General features: G+C 67.0%; 19 protein-coding genes. 7 read left to right on the top strand and 12 right to left on the bottom strand.

Going from position 1 to position 18,487, the window contains the following annotated elements:
* The first annotated feature begins 47 nt into the window (after window positions 1-47).
* Window positions 48-845 (top strand): TatD family hydrolase, encoded by a 798-nt coding sequence (locus BN1263_RS01715; protein WP_058979313.1) that lies wholly within the window; start codon window positions 48-50, stop codon window positions 843-845.
* Window positions 846-901: 56 nt separating this feature from the next.
* On the opposite strand, the gene BN1263_RS01710 is transcribed toward BN1263_RS01715, so the two are convergent.
* The 5 genes from BN1263_RS01710 to BN1263_RS01690 form a co-directional block, all read right to left on the bottom strand.
* Window positions 902-1,786, bottom strand: coding sequence for an NAD-dependent epimerase/dehydratase family protein (locus BN1263_RS01710; RefSeq protein ID WP_058979120.1), 885 nt, complete (start codon window positions 1,784-1,786; stop codon window positions 902-904).
* Entirely contained in the window at window positions 1,783-2,721 is a 939-nt protein-coding gene (gene panE, locus BN1263_RS01705; RefSeq protein ID WP_058979118.1) for a 2-dehydropantoate 2-reductase, read from the bottom strand. Before panE ends, BN1263_RS01710 begins: the two co-directional genes overlap by 4 nt.
* A gap of 298 nt (window positions 2,722-3,019) precedes the next feature.
* Window positions 3,020-3,787 carry a hypothetical protein gene (locus tag BN1263_RS01700; protein WP_058979116.1) on the bottom strand — a complete coding sequence of 256 codons (768 nt, stop codon included), beginning with the start codon at window positions 3,785-3,787 and terminating at the stop codon, window positions 3,020-3,022.
* A 318-nt stretch (window positions 3,788-4,105) separates the two neighbouring features.
* The gene (locus BN1263_RS01695) at window positions 4,106-4,897 is read right to left on the bottom strand and encodes an ABC transporter permease (RefSeq protein ID WP_005411568.1); all 792 of its coding nucleotides are present in this window, start codon (window positions 4,895-4,897) and stop codon (window positions 4,106-4,108) included.
* Window positions 4,894-5,862 carry an ABC transporter ATP-binding protein gene (locus BN1263_RS01690; RefSeq protein ID WP_019661681.1) on the bottom strand — a complete coding sequence of 323 codons (969 nt, stop codon included), beginning with the start codon at window positions 5,860-5,862 and terminating at the stop codon, window positions 4,894-4,896. Before BN1263_RS01690 ends, BN1263_RS01695 begins: the two co-directional genes overlap by 4 nt.
* Before the next feature lie 84 nt (window positions 5,863-5,946).
* Between BN1263_RS01690 and BN1263_RS01685 the strand changes: the two genes are divergently transcribed.
* Window positions 5,947-6,696, top strand: a complete 750-nt coding sequence (locus tag BN1263_RS01685) for a ferredoxin--NADP reductase (RefSeq protein WP_072168039.1) — start codon at window positions 5,947-5,949, stop codon at window positions 6,694-6,696.
* Window positions 6,697-6,809: 113 nt separating this feature from the next.
* On the opposite strand, the gene BN1263_RS01680 is transcribed toward BN1263_RS01685, so the two are convergent.
* The 3 genes from BN1263_RS01680 to BN1263_RS01670 form a co-directional block, all read right to left on the bottom strand.
* Entirely contained in the window at window positions 6,810-7,979 is a 1,170-nt protein-coding gene (locus tag BN1263_RS01680; protein WP_058979111.1) for a lytic polysaccharide monooxygenase, read from the bottom strand.
* 181 nt (window positions 7,980-8,160) lie between these two features.
* On the bottom strand, window positions 8,161-9,327 hold the full coding sequence (locus tag BN1263_RS01675) for a lytic polysaccharide monooxygenase (RefSeq protein WP_058979109.1): 1,167 nt from the start codon (window positions 9,325-9,327) through the stop codon (window positions 8,161-8,163).
* 233 nt (window positions 9,328-9,560) lie between these two features.
* Window positions 9,561-10,046 carry a DUF1203 domain-containing protein gene (locus BN1263_RS01670; RefSeq protein ID WP_058979107.1) on the bottom strand — a complete coding sequence of 162 codons (486 nt, stop codon included), beginning with the start codon at window positions 10,044-10,046 and terminating at the stop codon, window positions 9,561-9,563.
* Between the two features lie 295 nt (window positions 10,047-10,341).
* Here BN1263_RS01670 and BN1263_RS01665 point away from each other — a divergent pair, with 295 nt between their 5' ends.
* The 3 genes from BN1263_RS01665 to BN1263_RS01655 are packed head-to-tail and all read left to right on the top strand — an operon-like array spanning window position 10,342 to window position 13,792.
* Entirely contained in the window at window positions 10,342-11,868 is a 1,527-nt protein-coding gene (locus tag BN1263_RS01665; protein WP_058979105.1) for an alpha/beta hydrolase, read from the top strand.
* Window positions 11,865-12,611 carry an ABC transporter ATP-binding protein gene (locus BN1263_RS01660; protein WP_058979103.1) on the top strand — a complete coding sequence of 249 codons (747 nt, stop codon included), beginning with the start codon at window positions 11,865-11,867 and terminating at the stop codon, window positions 12,609-12,611. The genes BN1263_RS01665 and BN1263_RS01660 overlap by 4 nt, the downstream gene beginning before the upstream one ends.
* Window positions 12,608-13,792, top strand: coding sequence for an ABC transporter permease (locus tag BN1263_RS01655; protein ID WP_058979100.1), 1,185 nt, complete (start codon window positions 12,608-12,610; stop codon window positions 13,790-13,792). Before BN1263_RS01660 ends, BN1263_RS01655 begins: the two co-directional genes overlap by 4 nt.
* A gap of 24 nt (window positions 13,793-13,816) precedes the next feature.
* On the opposite strand, the gene BN1263_RS01650 is transcribed toward BN1263_RS01655, so the two are convergent.
* Window positions 13,817-14,527 (bottom strand): transposase, encoded by a 711-nt coding sequence (locus BN1263_RS01650; RefSeq protein WP_058979098.1) that lies wholly within the window; start codon window positions 14,525-14,527, stop codon window positions 13,817-13,819.
* 99 nt (window positions 14,528-14,626) lie between these two features.
* Complete coding sequence (locus tag BN1263_RS01645; protein ID WP_058979096.1) at window positions 14,627-15,424, bottom strand: helix-turn-helix domain-containing protein; 798 nt, start codon at window positions 15,422-15,424, stop codon at window positions 14,627-14,629.
* 77 nt (window positions 15,425-15,501) lie between these two features.
* Between BN1263_RS01645 and BN1263_RS01640 the strand changes: the two genes are divergently transcribed.
* The gene (locus BN1263_RS01640) at window positions 15,502-15,756 is read left to right on the top strand and encodes a hypothetical protein (RefSeq protein WP_058979094.1); all 255 of its coding nucleotides are present in this window, start codon (window positions 15,502-15,504) and stop codon (window positions 15,754-15,756) included.
* Between the two features lie 83 nt (window positions 15,757-15,839).
* Here BN1263_RS01640 and BN1263_RS01635 read toward each other — a convergent pair whose 3' ends face one another.
* Window positions 15,840-16,841, bottom strand: coding sequence for an energy transducer TonB (locus BN1263_RS01635; protein ID WP_058979092.1), 1,002 nt, complete (start codon window positions 16,839-16,841; stop codon window positions 15,840-15,842).
* A 200-nt stretch (window positions 16,842-17,041) separates the two neighbouring features.
* Complete coding sequence (locus BN1263_RS01630) at window positions 17,042-17,683, bottom strand: TIGR00645 family protein (protein WP_019661669.1); 642 nt, start codon at window positions 17,681-17,683, stop codon at window positions 17,042-17,044.
* A gap of 110 nt (window positions 17,684-17,793) precedes the next feature.
* Between BN1263_RS01630 and BN1263_RS01625 the strand changes: the two genes are divergently transcribed.
* Window positions 17,794-18,483 (top strand): glutathione binding-like protein, encoded by a 690-nt coding sequence (locus BN1263_RS01625; protein WP_019661668.1) that lies wholly within the window; start codon window positions 17,794-17,796, stop codon window positions 18,481-18,483.
* The last annotated feature ends 4 nt before the right edge of the window (window positions 18,484-18,487 follow it).

Genomic DNA, 18,487 nt, shown 5'->3' with positions numbered 1-18,487 from the left:
TGGCGGGCGCAGGTACAATGCGCGGGCACTTTTCCCCCGCGATGACCATGCACCTGATCGATATCGGCGCCAACCTGACCCACGACTCCTTCGACCGCGACCGCGATGCCGTGCTGGACCGCGCACGGCAGGCCGGCGTGGTGCAGATGGTCATCACCGGTGCCAGCCGCGAGCACTCGCCGCTGGCCGTGCAGCTGGCGCAGCAGCACCCGGGCTTTCTGTATGCCACCGCCGGCGTGCACCCGCATCATGCGGTGGAATACACCGAGGAATGTGATGCCGAGATGCGCGCGCTGCATGCCCACCCCGAAGTGGTGGCGGTAGGCGAGTGCGGACTGGACTACTTCCGTGATTTCTCGCCGCGCCCGGCCCAGCACCGTGCGTTCGAGCGCCAGCTGCAGCTGGCGGCAGACAACGGCAAGCCCCTGTTCCTGCACCAGCGCGACGCGCACGCCGATTTCATGGCGCAGATGAAGAACTTCGAAGGCCGCATCGGCCCGGCGGTGGTGCATTGCTTCACCGGCGAACGCGATGAGCTGTTCGACTACCTGGACCAGGACTGGTACATCGGCATCACTGGCTGGCTGTGTGACGAGCGCCGTGGTGCGCACCTGCGCGCGCTGGTGAAGAACATCCCGGCCAACCGCCTGATGATCGAGACCGACGCGCCGTACCTGCTGCCGCGCACGCTGAAGCCGATGCCGAAAGACCGCCGCAATGAACCGATGTTCCTCTCGCACATCGTGGAAGAACTGGCACGTGACCGTGGCGAGGACGTTGCAGTGACGGCGGCCAATGCCACTGCCGCCACGCGTGCGTTCTTCCGCCTGCCCGACGCGGGTTGATGGTAGTGCCGGCCGCTGGCCGGCAGCACATCTTGATTGCCGGCCAACGGCCGGCACTACCGGAGCAGGTCGCGCAGGCCCTCACGGTAGCTGGGGAATCGCGGCTGCCACCCCAGCGCGGCACGCGTGCCGCGACTGTTGATGCGCTTGCTGCTTTCGTAGAAGCGCCGCAGGGCCGGGCTCAGCGCCGGGTCATCCCAAGCCACGGCGGGTGGCATCGCGAATCCCCCCAGCTGCGCGGCGAAGGCCAGCACGTCCTGCGGCGGTGCCGGCTCGTCATCGCTGGGCAGGTACATGCCCTGCGCTACCGGTCGCTGCATCGCCGCGATGATCACCGCGGCCAGATCCTGCACGTGCAGGCGGTTGAACACCAGGCCAGGGCGCACCACGTGGCGTGCACGCCCCTGCGCCAGCTGCAGCAGCGCATTGCGACCCGGGCCGTAAAGGCCGGGCAGGCGCAGTACCGCAGAGGCAATGCCCCGTTGTTCGGCCAGCGCACGCCACTGGGCTTCCGCGAGCCGGCGCTGCACGCCGACGGCTTCAGTGGCGTCCGCCAGGCTGGATTCGTCGATCCAGCCGCCGGCACGGTCGGCATACACCGAGGTCGATGACAGATAGCCGACCCAGCGCAAGGCCGGGCTGGCGTGAAGCGCCGGCAGCAGCATGCGCAGCGCCGGGTCACCCTCGGCATCGGGCGGTACGCTGCACAGTACGGCCTCGGCGTGCGCGATCTCCTCGAGCAGGCCGGGCGCAGGCGGGGTACCGGTCTGCAACGGGTACCGACGCAGGCCATCGTCGGGCGACGCTGCCGGATCACGTACTGTCCCGGCAACCTGCACGCCGCGCGCCTGCAGCTGCGCGGCCAGCACGCGTCCGCTCCAGCCCAGGCCGAGGATCAGCACCCGTCCCGGCAGCGCGCTCGCCTGCGGGCTGAGGCTCACGCGCCGCGCAATGCCTGGTAGGCCTGCAGGCTGCTGTAGGCCACCTGCAGCAGCAGCGCTTCCTGGTCGGCCTTGCGCGCACGCGCCAGCATGTCGCCGACGATCTGCTCGGCCTCCACCTGCTGGCCCGCTTCCAGGTCACGCAGCATCGATGCCTTCAGTGCCGAGCCGGCCTGGGTCAGGGTGCCGCGCGCGGTGTCCTGCGCGGCCTCGGGAATCGGTTCACCGGCGGCTTCGGCCACGGCCAAGCATTCGTCGTACAGGCCGCGCACGATCGCCTCGCCATCATCGGTGGCAACGATGGTGCCGATATCCGCGCGCAGCAGGCAGGTGGCCGCGGCCAAGGCGGTCAGGAAGGTGTACTTGATCCACTGCTCCTGGCCGATGCGTTCGCTGGCCAGGTGGTCGAGGTTGGCCTGTGCGCAGACAGCGGCGAAGGCACGCACGCGTGCGGACGCCGCGCCGCCATCGCGTTCGCCGAAGGTGAGCTTGGCCGGCTTGCCCAGATGCAGCACGGCGCCATCAGGTGCCTTGGTGGCGCTGATGAAGCACAGGCCGCCGAGCACCGCCTCGCGGCCGAAGCGCAGGTCCAGCGCATTGTAGTGATGCAGGCCATTGAGGATGGGCAGTACGGCAGTGTTCGCGCCCACGGCTGGAGCAATGGCGTCGATCGAGCTGTCGAGGTCGTAGGCCTTGCAGCTGAGGATGACCAGATCGAACGGCTTCTGCGCGGCCAATGCGGGCAGCGCATCGGCGGTGACGTGCTGCACCGGGAAGCTGGCATCGCCGAGCGGGCTGCGGATGACCAGGCCATCGCGGTCCAGCTGTGCGGCGCGCGCGGGGCGTACGAGGAAGGTTACGTCCACGCCGGCCTGGGCCAGGCGACCACCGAAGTAACCGCCGGTACCGCCGGCGCCGAGGATCAGGATGCGCATTGCACGTTCACCGCTTTCTGGGGGAATCAGATCTGCGATTGTGCCGGAGATTGCGGCCAACGGCGGAGCCCCTCGTGGTGGTTCGCGCAGTTGGTTTCATGAGCTGGGTCGTGTGCGATGGGTTCGCGGGGGACGCCGTGAACCCATCCTTGGGGGCTTAGCCGCGCCATCCATGGCGCGGATACCCCCGCGAGCCCATCGCACACGACCCCTGACAGTTTCCGGGTGCGGCCACCACGGAAAACAGATCAGGAGCGGAGGCGGGTCGCTCGCTGCGCTCGCTCGTGTAGAGCGGTGCTCAGGGCAGTTGTTCGCTGAAGTCTTCGGTGTAGCCCAACAGCAGTGTGGTGCGGGTGGCCAGGGTTGCAGCCAGTTTTGACCACGTGTCATGCGTTCCGGCCGCGTAGACGCGCTGCAGGTCCGCGACCAACGCATTTGCCTGTGCAGGCGACGGCGCGCTGTCGCGCTGGAAGCCGAGCCACGATGCGCCGAGTCCGAACAGGCGGTAGTCATGGTGTTCCTGCAGGTGCCGGATCAGGGCATGGTTCTGGAATATGTCCCAGTCCGCGCTGAAGTAACCGTTGGGCAGGGCGGCAATCAGCAGGTCATTGCGGTCCACCGGTACCTGCTGCACGCAGACCACCTCGTCGACGATCAGGTCCGGCGTTGCATTGGCGGCGACCAGCGCCTCGACGTCCTCGTTGCTGCACATCAGCGTGCCCGCCAGCGCGCTCCATTCCAGCCGATGAGAGGAATGCTCGAGCTGCGCGACCACATGCGCCAGCAACCGCTCGCGTGCCGCCAATGCACCTTCGGGGGTTTCCGGATCTTCGTCCTCGTACAGCGCGATGCGCGCGTCGTCGGACGCATGCATGCTGGTGTAGCGGCATTGGCCGACATCATCGAGCGTGCACAGGTAGCGATACCGGGGATCAGCCGCGTGCCGCGAGGCCAGGTATTCCAGCACCTCATCCAGCGTGGGTGAATCGCCCAGCAACGCATGGCTGAAGGCATCGATGGGGCCGTCTGACACGGCCTTGTCCAATGGAATGGAAGTGATCTTCATCGCCACAGCCTAGCCGCAATCCCGAACGAAAAGAGCCGAGCATCGGCTTGGAACGCTTCATCCACGCATGGCGTGGATCCATCGTGTCGACCAAGGTCGACACCCACCAACAGCAGCGGCAATCTGTCGAAGGCGGGGTGGGTCCGGTTGCGGGGGTGTCCGCGGCATGGATGCCGCGGCCAAGCCCCCAGGATGGGTTTACGGCGTCCCCCGCAACCGGACCCACCCCGCCATCCCCCGGCTAGTCAGCTTTTGCCGTTGAAGTTGACGTTGACGTTGATTCAGCGGGTGCAGGGCCGCAGACCCTGCAGGCAAAACTCAGCTGCGCATGCCCACGCCGCGACGCAGCAGCCACAGCGCCAACGCCGTCAGCACCACCACGAAACCGATCATCAGGCCGTAGGCCACCGGCAGCGGTACATCGCTGCTGCCCAGCAGGCCATAGCGGAAGGCGTTGACCATGTAGAAGATCGGGTTGGCGTGCGTGGCCGCTTCGGCCCAGCCCGGCAGCAGCTTCACCGAATAGAACACGCCACCCAGGTAGGTCAGCGGGGTCAGGATGAAGGTCGGCACGATCGCCACGTCATCGAACTTCTTGGCGTACACCGCGTTGATGAAGCCGGCCAGCGAGAAGATCGTCGCGCCCAGGATCACCGTGGTCAGCATCACCAGCGGGTGCGGGATGCGCACCGGGGTGAAGAACATCGCGATGATCAGCACGATCACGCCCACCATCAGGCCGCGCAGCACCGCGCCAGCCACATAGCCCCACAGGATCACCCAGTTCGGCATCGGGCTGACCAGCAGCTCTTCGACGTGGCGGCCGAATTTGGCGCCGAAAAACGAGGAGCTGATGTTGCCGTAGCTGTTCTGGATCACGCTCATCATCACCAGGCCCGGCACGATGAACTGCATGTAGGTGTAGCCGCCCATGTCACCCACGCGCGACCCGATCAGGTTGCCGAAGATGAGGAAGTACAGGGTCATGGTGATCGCCGGCGGCACCAGGGTCTGGCCCCAGATGCGCATGATGCGGGCGACTTCGCGGCGCACGATGGTCATCAGCGCGATGCGGTTGCGCTGGCCGTCGGTCAGCTCGGTGGTGCTCATGCGGGCTTCTCCATGTTGCCGGTGAGGCGCACGAACAGTTCCTCCAGGCGGTTGCTCTTGGTACGCATCGAACGCACGCGGATACCGGACGCGTTGAGCGTCGCAAACACGCGGTTGAGGTCCATCGCGCGTGGCATGTCGATGTCCAGCGTGTGCGGGTCCGGGGCGGTCAGCGTCGCGCCCTCGATCACCGGCAGCTGCGCCGGCAGGTCACCGTCGATGTCCAGCAGGAAGCCTTCCACGTCCAGCTTGGCCAGCAGGGTGCGCATCGGCCCCTGTTCGACGATCTGGCCATGGTTGATGATCGCCAGGTGGCGGCACAGGTATTCGGCCTCTTCCAGGTAGTGCGTGGTGAGGATGATCGTGGTGCCGGCACCGTTGATCTCCTTCAGCACGCGCCACATGTCGCGGCGGATCTCGATGTCCACGCCGGCGGTCGGTTCGTCCAGGATCAGCAGGCGCGGGCGGGTCATCATCGCGCGGGCGATCATCAGCCGGCGCTTCATGCCGCCGGACAGCGTGCGGCTCATCACCTGTGCCTTTTCCCACAGGTGCGCGCGCTTCAGTTCCTCTTCGGCGCGCTGCTCGGCTTCCTCGCGCGGCACGCCATAGAAGCCGGCATAGTTCACCAGGATGTCGAAGGGCTTCTCGAACAGGTTGAAGTTGATTTCCTGAGGCACCAGCCCGATCAGGCGCATGGTCGCGCTGCGGTTGCGCACCAGGTCGCTGCCGAACACTTCCACCTGGCCCTCGCTGAGGTTGACCAGGGAGCTGATGATGCCGATCAGGGTCGACTTGCCGGCGCCATTGGGGCCGAGCAGGGCGAAGAAGTCGCCCGGGGCCACTTCCAGGGAAACCCCCTTCAGGGCCTGGGTGCCGTTGTCGTAGGTCTTGCGCAGGTCGCGCACGCGCAGGGCGGGCGCCGTATCGTTCTGGGATGCCAAGCTCGAAGCCTTCGCGCCCATGGGCTGGCGCTGGAGAGGGGCGGGGAGGGGCTATTATAGAAGACCCCGAGGGCTTGCCCCGGCTACACACTGTCCCGAAAAGTCGTGCCTGTTCAATTCCCCCTCAAGCTGGTCGGCTGCCGCATGCTGGCCCCGACCGTCGGCCACTACCAGTTCGTGCGTGACGATGGGCAGCCGCTGGATTTCCAGCCCGGCCAGTTCATCCAGGTCCATTTCAGCTACGCCGACGGCACCGAAACCAAGCGCAGCTACTCGCTGGCGACCATCCACGACCATGCGCTGGGCCCGGGCGAGGCGGTGGATATCGCGGTCAGTTTCGTGCCCGGTGGTGCTGCCACGGCCCTGTTCGAGGCACTGGAGCAGGGCAGCCAGATCAGTGCGTCCGGCCCCTATGGCCGGTTCTGCCTGAATCCCGGTGACCACAACGCCCGTTACCTGCTGATCGCCACCGGTACCGGCGTTACCCCGTACCGCTCGATGCTGCCGCTGCTGGAAAAGGCCATGGCCGAACGCGGTGTGCAGATCGTGCTGCTGCAGGGCGCGCGCAGCCCGGGCGAGCTGCTGTACAGCGAAGATTTCTACAGCTTCGCCGAAAAGCACGCGAACTTCCGCTATGTTCCGTGCCTGTCGCGCGAACTGCCGGCCGATCCGCACCCGGACGTACAGCACGGCTACGTGCAGCAGGCGCTGGCCGGTTTCACGCCGGACCCGGCCACCGACATCGCCTACCTGTGCGGCAACCCGGACATGGTCGATGCCTGCGCCGAGCTGCTGAAGGCCGCCGGCCTGGGCAACCCGCAGATCCGCCGCGAGAAGTACGTCAGCAGCAAATAGGTCCGGCTGGGGCCGGCCGCTGGCCGGCAACCCCACGAACCTGGTAGTGCCGGCCGCTGGCCGGCAACCCTGGAAACCGGAGGCGACCCCACGCCGCCCCCGGTGCCCTGCCTTCAGTACTCGATCCAGGCATCACGCCAGGCAGAGCCGGTACCCGGACGGTAGGCCTCTGCATTGATGTTGCACCAGGCACCCTCCGGGAACGGCCGGCAGGCATACAGCTTGCCGTCGGTGCCCTTGACCACGGTTTCGCCCGGCGTGTAGGTGCCGATACCGGCCGGATACACGAAGTCGTAGTCGTCACCCGGCGGCGGATCGACCGGCTCGACCGGGCCCGGCAGGCGGGTATCGATCTGGAACAGGTTGCCCGGCTTCAGGTAGACGCGGTTCTCGGTGGCCGAGGCGACCGGCGTGATCACGCCGTTCCTCATTACGCCCACACGCGCCTGCTGTGCACTGGCGTTGACCTTGCGGGCCAGCGCCAGCGGCCACTGGTTCGCAGCGGTCTGACCTGCGGCCAGGGTGATCTCCGGACGCTCCAGATCATTGCCCTGGGCGTTGAACACGCGCAGCGTCAGGGTGGTGCCTTCTTCCAACGCACCGCGGGCGGTGACCGGGCCGGCGTCCTGCCACTGCGGCGGCGGTTCAACGCCACCACCGCCTTCGAAGCGCACATCCGCGCAGGTATAGAACGCTTCACCGGAATCCGAGCGCTGCCAGGTGTTGTAGATGATGTGCTGGCCGCTGCGCTTGGGCAGCGGGCAATCCAGCTTGTAGACGTCGCCGGAGACCGGCACGTTGCCCAGCGTGCAGAATTCCTGCAGGTCGGCCCAGCGCAGCGGGCTGCCCGGCTGCCAGCCGTCGCGGGTGACGTAGAACTTCCACTCGCGGGTAGCATGCGGGGCCGGTGCCTTGAACTCGAAGGTGTAGCGCCCGCGCGAATCGGCGCGGATCGGCGAGGTCGGCCAGTCACTGCGGTTCAGATCGAGGCCGCGGTACTTGCTGTTGCCGCCGCTGCACAACTCGCCATCTGGAACCACCGCTTGATGGTTGCCGTTGGCGTTGGCCTGGTTGACACCGGCCCAGTCGTAGAACGGCTGGGCGCCGCCGATGGCCTTGGCGGCGGCGCAGGCCGGGTTGGTCGGGTTTTCAGGATTTCCCTGGTAGCAGGAATAGACGCGGCTGGAGGGCTTGGACAGGGTGCCGTGGGCGAACGCGCTGCCTGAAGCGGCTACGCCGGCGATCACGGACAGCGCGAGGACGGCCCGCTGGGAAAGATGCATTGAGATTTCCTTTGGGTGGTGGAACCCCGCGAAGTCTCGGCATCCCGGTTGCCGGTATCCATCGGATTACTTTGAAAAACGCGTTGCGTTGTGTGGCGTGGGAGTGACTTCACACTCGCCTGCCAGCGCATCTCACACTTTGCAGGGAACGGTGCTCTGCCACCGTTCCTTGCACCCGGTCTCAGTACGCGATCCAGGCATCCCGCCAGGCAGCGCCGGTGCCAGGACGGTACGCCTCGGCATTGACGTTGCACCATGCACCTTCCGGGAACGGGCGGCAGGCATATAGCTTGCCGTCGCTGCTCTTCACCACGGTCTGGCCCGGCACATAGCTGCCGATGCCCGCCGGGTACACGTGGTCGAAATCACCACCCGGCGATGGTGTACCCGGGTCCGGCACCTGGGTATCGAGCTGGAAGCGGTTGCCGTCCTTCAGGTACACGCGATTGTCGGTGGCCGACGCCGTCGGCGTGATCACGCCGTTGCTGAGCACACCCAGCCGCGCATGCTGTGCATCGGCATTGACCTTGCGTGCCAGCACCAGCGGCCACTGTGCCGGGGCTGTCTGGCCGCTGGCCAGAGTGGCCTCCACGCGCTCGACATCGTTGCCGTTGGCGTTGAACACGCGCAGCGCCAGCGTCGTGCCGACCGGCAGCTCACCGCGCGCAGTGACCGGGCCGGCATCCTGCCATTGCGGCGCTGGCGTGGTGCCGCCGCCCTGGAAGCGCACGTCCATGCAGGTGTAGAACGCTTCGGTCGAATCCGAGCGCTGCCAGATGTTGTAGATCACGTGCTGGCCGCTGCGCTGCGGCAACGTGCACTGCAGCTTGTAGGTGCCATCGGCCGACAGCGGCGTATTGCCCAGCGTGCAGAATTCCTGCAGGTCGGCCCAGCGCAAGGGGCTGCCCGGCTGCCAGCCTTCGCGGGTGACGAAGAAGCGCCAGTCGCGCGTGGCATGCGGCGCGGTGGCCTTGAACACGAAGGTGAATCTGCCATTGGCATCAGGCTGGATCGGCGTGGTCTGCCAGTCGCTGCGGTCCACGTCCAGGCCGCGGAAGGTCGGGTTGTTGCCGCTGCACAGCTTGCCATCGGGCACCACCGCCTGGTGGTTGCCATTGGCGTTGGCCTGGTTGATGCCATTCCAGTCGTAGAACGCCTGCGAGCCGCCGATCGCCTTGGCGGCGGCACAGGCCGGGTTGGTCGGGTTCTCGGGATTGCCCTGGAAGCAGGCATAGACACGGCTGACCGGCGTGGTCATGGTGCCGTGGGCGGCTGCAGTGCCGGGCAGGCCGAGGCCTGCGGCGGCGAACGCGGTGGCCAGCAGCAACGGTGTGGATCGGAATGACATGGCGCATCCTTGTGGTCGTCGAAAGGGAACGGTGACCGCAGGCGTTGCGCTGCGCGGCGGACTTGCGGCGGCACCACCGCGAGTATCGAGTCGTGGTGCGGGCGGCGGAACCCTGGAAATGCCGATCCGTGACTGTGCATGTGAAGCCTTTCCCGCAGGCTTCACGCGGTGCTGAACGGATGCGCCAGCGGTCACGCGATCGGCGTGCCATCGATCACGTCATGGAGGTGGCGCTACGTGGCGTTGATGCCGACCCGATCTGCCTGGCATGAGAAGCAGCCATGCGCTGCGTTGTGCAGCTGGACGAAGGCCACCGCTGGATCGGCGAAGATCGTGTCCAGCTGGGTGGCAACCTCGGAGCCGGCGCAGACCTGCGCACTGCGCATCAGCGCTGCGCGGTCGTAGGCACGCAACGAAATCATGCGGCGCTGCACATAAGGCGGCACTTCCCCGGCGGGCAGTACGCAACGGGTCACGCCGCGCTGCACGAAGATCGGGCCGGAGGCGCGATAGGGCGAGTGCAACGGCAGGTGCACATGGGACAGCAGGAGCAGTTCGCTGCCGCAGGGAGCATCGCTCAGGCTGATCCGGCAAGGGTGTCCTCCCGAATCGCCTGCCCAGCGGCGCTGGATTCCCAGTGCAGCCAGCGCGTTGTCACTCATCTCGAACAGGGGCAGGAAGGGGCGGTGGTCGATGCCACCGAGGTACCACGCGTGCATGGGCGTCTCCTGGGGCTGCGGCGGATTCTGCGCGTGCGCCGGCGGCCGTGCTCGCCGTTTTCAGACCCCGCATCGCCGTTGGGCCGGGGCACTGGCCCATGGGGGCTGCGGGCCGCCGCCGATGCCGCCCTGTGCCGGCCAAGGCCGAGGGGCAGGACCGTCTGGTCTGCGCGCCGTTGGCGGCGGATTCGTCATTGCCCATCGCCGTCGGCGCGCTGCCCGTGTAAGTTGGGTCACATCTTCCGCGGCAGCCCGTCGTGGTTGCCAGGAACGTCTTCCAGGGGAAACGAGCACGATGCAAAGACTCCACCTCGCGTTGGCCGCAGCGTTGGCCAGCCTGATGCTTGCCGGTTGCAGCCAGCCGCCGTCACCCGGCGCCGAGGGCGCCACTGACGCACCCGGCCGCCGCTTCGGCACGATCGATTTCCAGCCCTGCACGCTGTCCACGGTAGGTGCCAGCGCCAACGTGGAGGCGCAGTGCGCCACCCTGCAGGTGCCGGAGGACCGGGCCCAGCCTGACGGTCGCCGGATCGGCCTGCGTATCGCCTGGCTGGAATCGGGCAGCAGCGGCGCCAGCCAGCCGGATCCGGTGTTCTTCCTGGCCGGCGGCCCCGGCCAGGCGGCCAGCGAGGTGGCGGTCATCGTCGATACTGCACTGCGCCAGGTGCGCAAACAGCGCGACGTGTTCCTGATCGACCAGCGCGGCACCGGCGGTTCCAACCCGCTCAGCTGCCTGGGCGCGGACGGGAAGGAGCTGCCGATGGACGAGGATGCGGCGCCCTCCGAGGCCTTGCTGCGCGACTATGCCCAGCGATGCGCGGCTTCCCTGCAGGGACGTGCGGACGCACGTTTCTACACCACCACCGAAGCCATAGCAGACCTGGACGCAGTCCGCCAGGCCTTGGGCGTGGACCGGGTCAACCTGATCGGTGCGTCCTACGGCACCCGCGTGGCCCAGCGCTATGTGGGTACCTATCCACAGCACACCCGCAGCATCGTCATCGATGGCGTGGTGCCGAATGAGCTGGTGGTGGGCGGCGATTTCGCCAGGACATTCGAGGACGCGATCGCCCTGCAGTCGGCGCAGTGCCGCAAGGACGTTACCTGCAGCAAGCGCTTCCCGACCGATACCCGTGCGCAGCTGCGCAGCGTGGTCGAGACCCTGCGCCGTGCACCGGTTCCGGTCGAGTATCGCGACCCCGGCACCTACGGGACCCGGAAGGATGTGCTGACACCGGACAGCGTGGTGGGCCTGGCTTTTGCGTTTTCCTACGTACCCCAGTACGCCTCATTGCTGCCGCTGGTTCTTGATGAAGCCGCGCACGGCCGCTACGCGCCGCTCGCCTCGCTGGCCCGCGGTGCGAACCGCAGCATGGATTTCCAGATCAACCGCGGGATGCATTGGTCGGTGATCTGCAGCGAAGATGCGCCGCGCTACCACGCGCCGGCCGAGGATCCCGAGCGGCTGTTTGGCAACGAGGTGGCCAGTGCGTTCTTCGCGGCCTGCCCGGTGTGGCCGCACCGTCCGGCGCCGGCAACCGATGCCGTGCCGCTGCGCAGCGACGTGCCGGCACTGCTGCTGTCCGGCGAGCTGGACCCGGTGACCCCGCCGCGCTACGCCGAACAGGTCCTCAAGGGCCTGCCCAATGGCCGCGCGCTGGTCGCCCGTGGGCAGGGCCATGGCACGTTGACCGCTGGCTGCATGCCGCGGCTGCTCGGCCAGTTCATCGACAAGACCGACGCCAAGGCACTGGATGCCGGCTGCCTGGACACGCTGAGCTACGTGCCGGCGTTCACCTCATTCAACGGATGGGAACCATGATCGTCGCCGACAACCTGCACAAGGCCTTCGATACCCGCACCGGCCGCATCCAGGCGGTCGCCAACGTCGGCTTCCGCGCCGGGGATGGCCGCATTACCGGCCTGCTGGGGCCCAATGGTGCCGGCAAGACCACCACCATGCGCATGCTGTACACGCTGATGACGCCCGATCAGGGCAGCATCACTGTCGACGGCATCGATGCGGCGCGCAATCCGGTGGAGGTGCGTCGCCACCTCGGCGTGCTGCCTGATGCGCGTGGCGTCTACAAGCGCCTGACTGCGCGCGAGAACATCGCCTACTTCGGCGAACTGCATGGCCTGTCGGCCGAGCGCATCCGCGAACGCATCGAGGTGCTCTCGCATGCGCTGGACATGAGTGACATCCTCGACCGCCAGACCGATGGCTTCTCGCAGGGCCAGCGCACCAAGACCGCGATTGCCCGCGCGCTGGTGCACGACCCGCGCAACGTCATTCTCGATGAACCGACCAACGGCCTGGACGTGATGACCACACGCGCGCTGCGCCGCTTCCTGCTGGGCCTGCGCGAAGAGGGTCGCTGCGTGATCCTGTCCAGCCACATCATGCAGGAGGTGGCCGCGCTGTGCGATCACATCGTGATCATCGCCAAGGGCACGGTGATGGCCGCCGGCAGCGCCGACGAACTGCGTGCGCAGGCCGGCGAATCCAACCTGGAAGATGCGTTCGTGAAACTGATCGGCAGCGAAGAGGGCCTGCACGCATGAGCATGATGTCGACCCTGATGACGGTGATGCGCAAGGAGCTGCGTGACCTGTCGCGTGACCGCCGCACTCTGCTTCTGACCCTGCTGTTCGGGCCACTGCTGTACCCGGTGCTGCTGCTGGGCATGGGCAAGCTGGCCGAGAGCCGGGTGCGCACCCAGATCGAACAACCGCTGCAGATTCCGACCATCGGTGCGGACAACGCGCCGAACCTGGTGCGCTTCCTCGCCGCGCAGGGGCTGAACACCGCACCGGCACCGAAGGACCTGGCCGAGGCCATCCGCACCCAGGACATCGATGTGGCGCTGCGCATCAGCGATGAGTTCGGCAAGGACTGGGCCGAGGGCAAGCCGGCGCTGGTGGAGGTGATCAAGGACAGCACGCGTCGCGCGGCCGAAGTACCCAGTGCACGCCTGGAGGCGGCGCTGGCCACCTACAACGGCCAGGTCGGTGCCTTGCGCCTGATGGCACGCGGCATCGACGCACAGGTGGCACGCCCGCTGGACGTGGCGCGCCAGGACCTGGCCAGTGCCGAGGCCAAGCGTGGCATGATCCTGTCGATGCTGCTGCCGGTACTGCTGACGCTGACCTCGTTCATCGGTGGCGCCTACCTGGTGATGGACGCCACGGCCGGCGAGCGCGAGCGGCAGTCACTGGAACCCTTGCTGGCCACGCCGGGCTCGCGCAGTGCGATCGTCAGCGGCAAGATCGCCGCCGCCTGCGTGGTCGGTTTCGTGTCGCTGCTGCTGACCCTGGTCGCGTTCAAGGTGAGCGCGCAGATCGCGCCCGGCAACATCGGCCGCCAGTTCAACATGAATGTCGGCTCGATGCTGCAGATGCTGCTGGTGATGTTGCCGATGCTGCTGATCGGCACCTCGCTGCTGACCTTCCTGTCGGCTGCGGCCAAGAGCATGAAGGAAGCGCAGAGCCACATGACCTGGCTGATGCTGCTGCCGATGCTGCCTGGCTACGCCCTGGTGGCCTATCCGCTGAAGAGCGAGATGTGGCAGTACGCCGTGCCGTTCCTGTCGCAGAACCAGATGCTGCTGAAGGTGATCCGCCACGAGACCATCACCCCGACGGTCTGGGCGATCTACCTCGGTGCCAGCCTCGGCCTGGCCGCCGTACTGTGGTTCGCCGCCGTGCGCCGCTACCACAACGAGCGCCTGGCCATCTCTGGTTGACCCCAAAAAAGGGGACGGAGGGGATTAAGTCGTTTCTGCCCCTCCCGACCCCTCCTTGCGCGGGCGGCCTTGTCTTCGCATCGCCACCGGCCGCCCGAGCGTCTTCTCTAACATCCGCAGGAACGCAGCATCCCCCAACGGACGCTGTTTGGCGCTATGACTGCGGATTGCGGGCAGATCGCCGGACGCATTCACATCGCGCAGGAATCGCGCATACACCGCCGTCCTGTTGCGAGCGGTCGCGGCCAACGCTCTGAATGCGGGATGCGGGGTCAGCATGGGGTCATCGCGTCGTTGAAGGTTGCCGTGCACGCTGGACCACGGATGATCTTCAGCACTGACCGCAATGCCGGCACGAACGGGATTGCGTTCGATGTAGCGGTATACGCTGAGCAGGTAAGCGTCGCTGTCGATCATCGAGGAATGGAAGCGGCCCTGCCACAGGGGACCGGTGCGGCCGTGCCGCTGGTTGAAAGCCTGCACATAGTTGTTGCCCTGCATGCGCATTGCATCGGACAGCCCACGCTGCGTGGATGGCGTGGCCAGCAGGTGGATGTGGTTGTCCATCAGTACGTAGGCATGCAGTGCGACGCGGTGCTTGAGCAAAGCGCTGTGCAGCAGATGCAGGAACAGTTGCCGGTCGATGTCGTCGACAAAGATCGCACCCTTGTTCACACCGCGCTGGATCACGTGATAGGCCTGGCCGGCCAGCACCAGGCGCGCTTGTCGGGGCATGGGATTCCCAGGTCGAAGGGTGCCTCAGCCTGGCATCGGCACCGTGGCGTGGGGCATCAGGTAATGCCGCGCCGGCGTATCGGAGGAGTCAGAAGCGACTTAATCCCCTCCGTCCCCTTTTGCGTACCGCGCGGGCGTTACCCCCATCACGCGCTTGAACACGTTGATGAAGGAACTGGGCGTGTCGTAGCCCATCGACAGGGCGACGCTGATCACGGGTTCGCCTGCCAGCAGGCGTGGCAGTGACAGCAGCACGCGCAGGCGCTGCCGCCACTGGCTCAAGGTCATGCCAGTTTCGGCCTGCCAACGGCGGGCGAGACTGCGGCTGGACAGTCCGCTGGTGGCTGCCCACGCTTCGACGCTGCGAAGGTCGTCCGGCGACCGTGCCAGCGCCGCCGCGATCCGCCGCAACCGTCGATCCTGCGGTTGTGGCAGGGCAAGTGGCAAGGGAGTGCTGGCACGGATCTCATCGGCGATGACGCCGGCCAAGCGTGCCTGCGCAGCGTCCAGTGCCTGATGCGGCCAGCGCAGTGCCCGCGTCACCGCCGCCTGCAACAGCGCATCGGGTTGAAAAATACGGGGCAGCGGGGGCAGATCCAGGCCGGTATCGGCGCGGACGTACAGGCTCCAGCCATCGAATGCGTCTGCCCCTACCAGGGCGTGGGGCAGCAAGGGCGGTATCCAGGCAACATGCCCCGCCGGCAGCAGCCAGTGCAGGTCGCCGGCCTCGATCCGCAGCAGGCCGTGGTGGGCACCCAGCAACTGGCCGCGCACGTGCTGGTGGCGCGCGGTGCGCCGCCTTCCGGGCACGCGCAGCTGGCCGGCCAGCACGATGGGGCCGTCGTCGGCGTCCGCCAATGCCGGATCAATCAAGCCGGTCGGTGTCTGATCTGCCATATCCATTGGCAGTTATACGGCAGAAGCGCCGATCTGCGCGCGCCACACTGGCGCCCATTCCAACACGAGCCGCCCCGATGCAGCCCCAGGACATTCTTCCCGACCATCAGAACGAGGTACAGGTAAACGGGCTCACCGTGCGCAAGGGCAGCGTGGGCGCCTTCCTCGCCAGCGTCCGTGACTGGCAGGACCCCGCCAGCGATGACGCCACCCGCGCCACCGCCGAAGCAGATCTGCGTGCGCTGCTGCCGGGCCTGCATGCGCTGGGCCTGTTCCAGGTGCTGGCCGCGCGCGATTCGGCACTGCAACGCCTGATTGACAGCCTCTCCTGAAGCGGACACGGCCCGGAGATGCCGGGCCGTGTGGTCATTTTGGGGCGGAAACGACTTAATCCCCTCCGTCCCCTTTTCTGCGGTCAGCCGCCTGGCGCGAACACCAGGGTGCGGCGGGTGGTGACCGGCGCGCTGACCGGCTCGAAGCGCCAGCGCTTGACTGCGTTCAGGGCTTCGCGGTCGAAGGTGCGGCCGGAGGTTGCGCGCAGCACGCGGGCGTTGACCACCGAGCCGTCGGTACCGACCGTGATCTCCACCAGCACTTCGCCCGACGTTCCCGAACGCAGTGCCTCGGCCGGATAGCGCGGCGCCGGCGTACTGATCGGGCGCAGGGTGGGCGCGGCGGCAGCCGCGGCCTGGCGCGCCGCGCTGGCCTGCTGGGCCGCGGCCTGCTGCTGCTTCTGTTCGGCTTCGCGGCGTGCGGCGGCCTGGCGCTCGGCTTCCTGGCGTTCGTTGTCGCGGCGTGCGGCGTCCTGCTGGGCAGCGATCTGCTTGGCCGCGTCGGCTTCCTTGGCGCGTTGTTCGGCCAGGCGCTGCTGTTCGATCTGCTGCTTGCTGCGCTCCTCGGCGTCCTTCTTTGCCTTCTCCGCTTCGGTCTCGGTGCGCTTGGCCGCGTTTTCCACGCCCTTGGACAGACCGTCCTTCAGGCGCGGCAGGGCGGGCGCGGAGGCATCCACCTTCTCGATCAGTGCCACCAGGCGCTGTGCTTCGGTGTAGTCCTCGCGGCCCAGGTGCTGCTCGGCGGCGATCAGGGTGTAGGGCAGCAGGTCGGTCAGCGCGCTCTTCACCGAGGCGTCGTCCGGGGTCTTGTCGCGCAGGGCGAGGTAGTACTCGATGGCATTGTCGCCGGCCGGCGCGTACATGCGGTTCTCGCGCAGGGCCTGGCTGGCCGACTCACGCAACTGCTCGGTGCCCATCGACTGCACCTTGGCGGCGACCACCGGTGCGGCCGGTGCAGCGGCGGTGGGCGCGGCGGCCGGAGCCGGTGCTGCGGATTCTTCCTTGTCCGAGCAGGCGGCCAGCGCCAGTGCCAAAGCAACCGGCAGCCACCGGCGCGCGGCGGTGATCGTTGAGACGTGCGACATCCTGCTCCCCTCTAGAAGACGACGTGACGTAAATCATTGATATGCATGGCCGGGACCCGTGGTCCAGGCGCGGCAGGGGGGGGTTTCCCGACGCCACCGCCGGCAATGGCGAGGGTGCAATCTAGCATCCCGGCCGCCGCCGCGTACAAGAGCAGTGGCCGGGATGGGCAACGGCGGCCGTGCCGTTGCCGGCGCCGACCTCAGTGGTCGTGTGCCTTGTCGTGCGACTTGCTGTGGCCGTTGGACATCAGCTTGTCGGTCCAGGCGATGCCGATCGCCGACAGGATGAACACGCAGTGGATGATGGTCTGCCACAGCACACCTTCCTGGGTCATGGTCGTGCAGGTATCGACGCCAGCGTTGTAGAAACTGGTCGACGCCGAAGACACTGCCGCTGCCCATTGTTCCGGTTTGCACAGCGGCAGTCCCTTCAACGCGCTGGTGGCGATGAAGGTCTTCAGCAGGTGGATCGAGGAGATGCCGATGATCGCCATCGCCAGCTTCACCTTCAGCACGCTGGCGTTGACGTGGCTCAGCCATTCCGGCTGGTCCGGGTGGCCTTCCAGGCGCAGGCGCGAGACGAAGGTCTCATAGCCGCCGACGATCACCATCACCAGCAGGTTGGAGATCATCACCACGTCGATCAGGCCCAGCACGATCAGCATGATCTGCTGTTCGCCCATCGACACCGAGTGGGACAGCAGGTGCCACAGTTCCTTGCCGAACAGGAACACGTAGACGCACTGGGCAAGGATCAGGCCCAGGTACAGCGGCAGCTGCAGCCAGCGCGAGGCGAAGATCAGCGAGGACAACGGGGACAAGGGACGAGGACTGTGGCTCATGCAGGACAGTGCGTTTCGGGGGAGCCGCGAGGTTACCGGCCCGCCATGACGGTGCCAACCCAACTCACGCACTAGACTTCAGGTTCCTTTCCGCACCCCGAGCCGCCGCCATGATCGACCTGTATTACTGGCCCACCCCGAACGGCCACAAAGTGACCCTGCTGCTGGAGGAAGCCGGCCTGGAGTACCGCATCCATCCGGTCAACATCGGCTCGGGCGACCAGTTCAAGCCGGAATTCCTGGCCATCTCGCCGAACAACAAGATGCCGGCCATCGTCGACCATGCCCCGGCCGATGGCGGTGCTCCCCAGAGTGTGTTCGAGTCCGGCGCGATCCTGCTGTACCTGGCCGAGAAGACCGGCCGCTTCCTGCCCAGCGACGCGCGTGGCCGCGTGACCACCCTGGAATGGCTGTTCTGGCAGATGGCGGGCCTGGGCCCGATGAGTGGCCAGATGGGCCACTTCAACGTGTACGCGCCGGAGAAGATTCCCTATGCCATCGAGCGCTACGACAACGAGGTGCGCCGCCTGCACGGGGTGATGGACAAGCGCCTGGCCCAGCACGCCTTCCTGGCCGGCGATGAGTACACCATCGCCGACATGGCCAGCTACCCGTGGGTCGGCGCCTACGACACACTGCCGGTGGACTTCGCCGCGTTCCCGAACCTCAAGCGCTGGCATGAAGCGATTGCCGCACGCCCGGCCACCCAGCGCGCCTATGCCCTGCGCCAGCAGGTGAACCCCAACGCCGGCAAGCCGCTCAGCGACGAAGAGCGCAAGCACCTGTTCGGCCAGCGTTGAACCA

Origin of the sequence: Stenotrophomonas thermophila (assembly GCF_001499715.1) — a bacterium.
Classification (GTDB): domain Bacteria; phylum Pseudomonadota; class Gammaproteobacteria; order Xanthomonadales; family Xanthomonadaceae; genus Stenotrophomonas; species Stenotrophomonas hibiscicola.
This window is presented reverse-complemented; position numbering and strand designations above follow the sequence as displayed.

What these genes read in the sequence shown, in the direction of transcription:
- BN1263_RS01660 (WP_058979103.1), top strand. Translation starts at nt 11,865, where the DNA reads ATGATCGTCGCCGACAACCTGCACAAGGCCTTCGATACCCGCACCGGC.
- BN1263_RS01670 (WP_058979107.1), bottom strand. Translation starts at nt 10,046, where the DNA reads ATGCACGCGTGGTACCTCGGTGGCATCGACCACCGCCCCTTCCTGCCC.
- BN1263_RS01650 (WP_058979098.1), bottom strand. Translation starts at nt 14,527, where the DNA reads ATGCCCCGACAAGCGCGCCTGGTGCTGGCCGGCCAGGCCTATCACGTG.
- BN1263_RS01675 (WP_058979109.1), bottom strand. Translation starts at nt 9,327, where the DNA reads ATGTCATTCCGATCCACACCGTTGCTGCTGGCCACCGCGTTCGCCGCC.
- BN1263_RS01630 (WP_019661669.1), bottom strand. Translation starts at nt 17,683, where the DNA reads ATGAGCCACAGTCCTCGTCCCTTGTCCCCGTTGTCCTCGCTGATCTTC.
- BN1263_RS01635 (WP_058979092.1), bottom strand. Translation starts at nt 16,841, where the DNA reads ATGTCGCACGTCTCAACGATCACCGCCGCGCGCCGGTGGCTGCCGGTT.
- BN1263_RS01680 (WP_058979111.1), bottom strand. Translation starts at nt 7,979, where the DNA reads ATGCATCTTTCCCAGCGGGCCGTCCTCGCGCTGTCCGTGATCGCCGGC.
- panE (WP_058979118.1), bottom strand. Translation starts at nt 2,721, where the DNA reads ATGCGCATCCTGATCCTCGGCGCCGGCGGTACCGGCGGTTACTTCGGT.
- BN1263_RS01700 (WP_058979116.1), bottom strand. Translation starts at nt 3,787, where the DNA reads ATGAAGATCACTTCCATTCCATTGGACAAGGCCGTGTCAGACGGCCCC.
- BN1263_RS01640 (WP_058979094.1), top strand. Translation starts at nt 15,502, where the DNA reads ATGCAGCCCCAGGACATTCTTCCCGACCATCAGAACGAGGTACAGGTA.
- BN1263_RS01695 (WP_005411568.1), bottom strand. Translation starts at nt 4,897, where the DNA reads ATGAGCACCACCGAGCTGACCGACGGCCAGCGCAACCGCATCGCGCTG.
- BN1263_RS01625 (WP_019661668.1), top strand. Translation starts at nt 17,794, where the DNA reads ATGATCGACCTGTATTACTGGCCCACCCCGAACGGCCACAAAGTGACC.
- BN1263_RS01715 (WP_058979313.1), top strand. Translation starts at nt 48, where the DNA reads ATGCACCTGATCGATATCGGCGCCAACCTGACCCACGACTCCTTCGAC.
- BN1263_RS01645 (WP_058979096.1), bottom strand. Translation starts at nt 15,424, where the DNA reads ATGGCAGATCAGACACCGACCGGCTTGATTGATCCGGCATTGGCGGAC.
- BN1263_RS01690 (WP_019661681.1), bottom strand. Translation starts at nt 5,862, where the DNA reads ATGGGCGCGAAGGCTTCGAGCTTGGCATCCCAGAACGATACGGCGCCC.
- BN1263_RS01655 (WP_058979100.1), top strand. Translation starts at nt 12,608, where the DNA reads ATGAGCATGATGTCGACCCTGATGACGGTGATGCGCAAGGAGCTGCGT.
- BN1263_RS01665 (WP_058979105.1), top strand. Translation starts at nt 10,342, where the DNA reads ATGCAAAGACTCCACCTCGCGTTGGCCGCAGCGTTGGCCAGCCTGATG.